This is a genomic window from Paraburkholderia sp. NMBU_R16 (assembly GCF_013282575.1).
GTDB lineage: Bacteria > Pseudomonadota > Gammaproteobacteria > Burkholderiales > Burkholderiaceae > Trinickia.
Genome location: NZ_JAAAYE010000221.1, coordinates 1 through 1,074, shown reverse-complemented (window position 1 = coordinate 1,074; position 1,074 = coordinate 1). Strand labels below are relative to the sequence as shown.

The following is a 1,074-nucleotide window of genomic DNA, read 5'->3' as shown; positions in this document are numbered from 1 at the left end:
ACCCGGAGTAAGCATCGGCCTGCACGATGCCGTGGAATGCGGCGAGCCGGGTTTGAGGGTGGACGCCTTTGCGATCCGAGGAGAAGTCGAACCATACCGCAGCAGGCTCAGCCGAACCCGAGCGACGATCGTCGCGCACGTAGACCCAGAAGCGGCCGGTCACCGTCTTACCGTTGCCTGGCGCGAGCACCGCGACCGGCGTGTCGTCAACGTGTACCTTTCCGGGAACCAGCGCGTAGCGCTGGATCGCTTCAACGAGCGGCACACACAGCTCGGCAATCTGCCCGAGCCAGCGGCCCATGCTGCCGCGATCCAGCGTCACTGCGTCGCGTGCCGCAATTTCCGATTGGCGATACAGCGGTTGATGATCAGCGAACTTCGACACCGCAATATCGGCCAGCATGCTCGGATGCGCGATGCTGTGCTCGATCGGCAGGCTAGGCATCGCGGGCTGTTCGATGTGGCCGCAATCAGGGCAACATAGCTTGTGGCGGATCGTGCGGATCACTTTGAACGCGGCCGCCACGCGGGCGAGCTGCTCGGAGACATCCTCGCCGAGCCACTGCATTGCAGTCGCGCATATGGGGCAAGCCGAGTCCGGTGTGAGTTCGATCTCGTCGCGCGGCAAGTGCGGCGGCAGTGGTTCTCGCGTGGGCCCTCGATTGGATGGTCCCTTCGACGCTTTGTCTTGTTGTCCTCGCGCATCTGTCGCCCCTTGGCCGGCCGTCAGGTCTTCCAGCTGCGCCTCGAGCTTATCGATCTGCCGGGCCAGTTTCTCGGACTTGCTCCCGAAGTACATCCGCCTGAGCTTGTCGATCTGCGCCTTCAGGCGTTCGATCTCGTCGTCGCGTGCGGCAATCTCCCGCACCATATTCGTGATCGACGTCTGTTGCTCGAGCACCAGAGCCTGGAGCTCAGCGACGGTGGTGGGAAGCGGCGCATGTTTGGACATGCGCCGCAGTTTACGAGCCTTCGATGCGGTTTACAACATCGACAGAGCAGCGGTACGGCGCGGCTGTCGCCAGTCGATGCCCTCGAGCAGCATCGACAGCTGGGCGCTCGTCAGATGGATCT

Annotated in this window: 1 protein-coding gene; it reads right to left on the bottom strand. The window is 63.2% G+C overall.

Annotated elements, in window-relative coordinates; genetic code table 11:
* A partial coding sequence (locus GWC77_RS27950; protein WP_173262782.1) for an IS66 family transposase occupies positions 1-952 on the bottom strand: 952 nt, incomplete at its 3' end.
* Between the last annotated feature and the right edge of the window lie 122 nt (positions 953-1,074).